General features: G+C 41.2%; 2 protein-coding genes. Both read right to left on the reverse strand.

Going from position 1 to position 4,354, the window contains the following annotated elements; translation table 11 throughout:
- Positions 1-1,894, reverse strand: a 1,894-nt coding sequence (locus ACEW8O_RS16655; RefSeq protein ID WP_373495754.1) for a CehA/McbA family metallohydrolase, incomplete at its 3' end; no start/stop codon positions are given.
- 109 nt (positions 1,895-2,003) lie between these two features.
- On the reverse strand, positions 2,004-4,354 hold a 2,351-nt coding region (locus ACEW8O_RS16660), incomplete at its 5' end, for an ATP-binding protein (RefSeq protein ID WP_373495755.1).

A 4,354-nucleotide genomic window follows, 5' to 3' on the forward strand; every position in this document is an offset into this window, starting at 1 on the left:
AATCCTCAAAATTCAAACCATCACCAATCTCTGCATAGACCCTTGTCCGACCGACATGTTCATCTGTCACACATGGAAAATCAGTTTCTCCACTGATTCTTGTTTTGAAACCCGCATTCAATGTGTGATACCACATATTCAATTCCCATAGGTAAGGTGTATTGCCCAAAGAAAATATATCCACGGCATTGTGGGCCACTGTCATGATATATTCATTGGCACCAATACCATCCATTTTAGGTATAATGAAATTTGGTAAATCCCTGGTTTCATCAAAAGGTTCAAGCCCCAGACCTGAATGGGCATATCCAACTACACCACCCTGTTGTTTTGCCCATTGTAAAATAGGTAGCGTCCAGCTTGGCCAATCTTCGATTTTGGATGTATTAGGATATTCATCTTCTTTTAAATTCAGAAGAACCAGGTGTCCGGCATGAGAGGAAGGAAAGCCGGATATTTCTACATCATAGCGTAATAAATTGTTTTCGTTTGAAAGAGGATGTACTTCCCCTGTGAAAAATTCCTTTTGATAATACCAACAGGGTCCCCAGGTTAAATTCAGGCCAATATTTAAATTTTCTCCCTGCACTTGTCTCCACATATCTTCTGGTTTTACTCCTTCTAAGGGACTTTCATAATGAGAACAACCTGCTGCATGGATGTGGTGGTCCCCGCTCCACCATCCCAGGGCTGACATGTTGATCCATCTTTCCAATGGAAAATCGAGTTCAATAGAATCTACCTCTTCCGGGATAATTATATTTTTCACTTTTTTTAGGTATTCAGGCCCCCTGCCATAATAAACCACATATTCACCCGGTGGCAGATATACATGCTCTCTATCTGCTCTGTAAATCTGTGGCTGGAAGAAAAAATCCGGATATTCATCTGTCAATGCCACCCTTCTGGAGGGTAATGGATAAATTCCTATAAGCTTGCTTTTCTGTGATAATACAGAATCATAAGGAAATGCAGGTTTACCAAACATGACTGATCCCCAAGTGTCAATGGTATTAAATCCAGGTTCCTCCCAGCTTTGCATGCGTGCCAATGTTAACCTGTAATCATCCGGGAAAGGGTCGTCTTCCTGGTCTGTCCGAATTCGTTCGATACCATCCATGATGATAAATGATCCTATTGTTGGGCCATCTTTATCATAAACCTTAAATATTGCTTTCACAGAGGGTTTAATAGTGAAAAGAATATCAACTGTATTCCTAAAGCCTATGTCCTGAGTTCCTTGACCAATGTGGAAGCCGATATTTGCTTCCTTTTGACCGGTAGATTTCGTGTATATTTGTACAATGGCGTATTCAAGTCCTAAACCTGAAAGTTTACTCTTCATTGGACGCTGGGTGTACATCAACATCTCCAGAAACCTGTCTTCAACCTGGCCTTGGTTTAAAAGGTTTTCCTCTTTGGCATGCGGTTCAAAACTTGACCTGAATAAGACCGGCTCGGCATTAGAACTATATATTTGTACAGGGGTGGTAACAGCTGCCTCATTATGGATTTTTATTAAAAAGCTTCGCCAGCCTCCCTGGATAAGTTCAGGTGTAGCCATTCCTTCTATTACTTTGACTCTAGCCTCAGGGTTAATCTCAATTCCAAATAAACAATAGGGATCTAACAGTTTTTGAATTTCCCTGACGGTCCGATCAGAATATCCCTGTTCTTTTAGGGAAGCCAACTGCTGATGGATTTGGGGAGGCAATGGATTCCCAAGGTCAGCTAGCACCTCACTCAATCGCAGAACTTGGGCAAGTACTGGCTGAGGTGCTACTTTTTCAGGCACTGGGAGAAATTCCTGATGTACCAAATCCAAATGTTGTCCTTTTGATAAGTGACTTTTCGAAATCAATAAAGCAAATAGAAGTACAAAATAAAGTTTCATCACTTTAATGGTTTGCTTAATGAAAATTATGGAAATACATCCTGATAATGAGCGGATTATCTAATTTAAATTTTATTTAAGACATATCAAAGAATTAGCAAGTATAGATTTACACCGTATTTTCCTCCCGCCAAACCTGCGGGGACACCCCAAATTCCTGTTTGAATATCCGGCTGAAATATGCCGGGTCATTAAAACCGCAGTCGTAAGCAATCGCTGCAATACTGAATCCTGAATTGAGAATCATTTCTTTGGCTTTTATCAGTCGAACAAAGCGAATAAAATGGGTAGCAGAAAGTCCGGTCAGCGCTATAAGTTTGCGATGGACCTGAGAGTGGCTCATAGCCAAACTGCGGCAGAGTTTTTCAACATCAAAGTTGGGTTCCTCCATATGTGCTTCAATGGTTTTCCTGACTTTTATAACAAATGCATTTTCTAAACCGCTTGCTAAAGGAATGCTTGGAATTAGGTTTACTGCTTTCGAATCTTTTGTACTGTTGCCTTTGGGGTTAATATTTAATCCCTGCAGAACATCTTGAAGAGCGTTTGTTGATAAACTACCCTCCAACGATGAGCGGTAATGCTGTTGCAAGTGTCGCCGCAAATCAAGGAGGTTTTTGATCCGCAACAAAAGTTCTTTCTTGTGAAATGGTTTGGTCAAATAATCGTCAGCACCCTGCTCTAATCCTTGCAACTTACTTTCCAAATCTGCTTTTGCAGTCAACATGATGATGGGAATATGGCTTGTGCGTTCGTCAGTTTTCAAAGTTTTGCAAACTTCAAAACCATCCTTGAAGGGCATCATCACATCCATCACAATAAGGTCAGGTGTCATGCTCAAGGCCAAATCTTCACATTCTTGCCCATTTTTAGCAATTGCCACAGCAAATTCATTTTCCAGGCATGATGCAATAAAGGCGAGAACATCTTCATTATCATCTGCTACCAATACATGGGCACTGCCATTTCCATTATGAATCGGCGTGAAAGACGGATGGGGAGCCACTTCAATTGGAAAAGCGATTTCATGGTTGGTTTCCGTAACTATCGACACTGAAGGAACATTATTTGTTGTTTCCGAATCTGATATATTTCGAATTGGTAACACTACTTCAAATTCGGAACCATTGCCTATCTTACTTTTGACTTCAATGGTTCCTTGCATCAGTTTTACCAATTCACGTGTCAGTGCCAAACCAATGCCTGTACCTTCTCCATGGCGGGTGTGAGAATCATCTGTCTGATAAAAACGGTCAAAAATATGTGGCAGATCAACCTCCCGGATGCCATAACCAGTGTCTTTTATTTTTAAAATGAAACTGTCATTTGCAGTCTCGGTTGAGACATAAACATGTCCTCCTTTTGGGGTGAACTTGATCGCATTAGAAATTATATTGGAAACAACCTGTTGCAATCTCACTTCATCAAAATCCATCTTAAATTGATCTGATACAGAGATGAAGTGTATCTGAATGCCTTTGCTTTCGGCTAAAGAATGAAAGCTGTCAAGGATATATCCCAAAAAAGAAATGATATCTGAATGATGATATTGCAGGGATAATTTTCCGCTTTCCAGTTTACTGAGGTCGAGCATTTGATTGACCATTGTCAATAAACTTTGTCCATTTTGGACAATCATTTTCAGGCCTTTTCCCAAATGCTTTTTTGGATTGTCCATTAACTGATATGCCATTCCCAGGATTACTGTCAATGGTGTACGGAATTCGTGGGTGATATTGGTATATAATTTGGTTTTAACGGCATCCAATTCCCTAAGACGCTGTGCTTCCGCCTTTTGCAGCCGCTGCCTGAGCTGATAATTGTAAACAGCATAGATACTTCCTCCTATCAGGATAATATAGCCAAAATATGCCCACCAGGTGCTCCACCATGGGGGGAGAATCGTGAAAGTATAGGACGCAGGCTTACTCTCTGCCCCAAAAAGGTTTTGGGCAATAACCTTAAATGTGTACTCCCCCGGCGGGAGATTAACATATTCCTTTACTGGCAGATCAGACCAACCTGACCAGTCCCGGTCAAATCCATCGAGCATGGTTTTGAACATGTTACTGTTTTTCCCCTCGTAACTTGCCGCTGCATAGGCAAAGCGGATGGCGTTATCGGCAAATTTGAGGATTGTTTCATTTGCGTGATCACCATTGCCGAAATAGAGGGTTGAATCTTTACCGACTACTACCTGGCGAATCAGTGCCGGAAATTCAGGGCGTTCAACTGGCTCAGCATGCTCATTATAAGCCACAATGACAGAGGAAAAAGTTCTGAACCAGGTGATTCCATTCTGATCTGGGTAGGGTACACCTGATACAAATTCCTTCCCAATACGGATGTAAGGAAGGGTTTCAAATTGGTAAACCCCATCCTCCTTACGAACTGCTTTGGCAATCTCATCTTCAGAAAATATCCAAACCTGCCCAGTCCAGTCTGTGTCTAAAATTTTAA

Origin of the sequence: Aquiflexum sp. (genome assembly GCF_041749095.1) — a bacterium.
Lineage (GTDB): Bacteria > Bacteroidota > Bacteroidia > Cytophagales > Cyclobacteriaceae > Aquiflexum.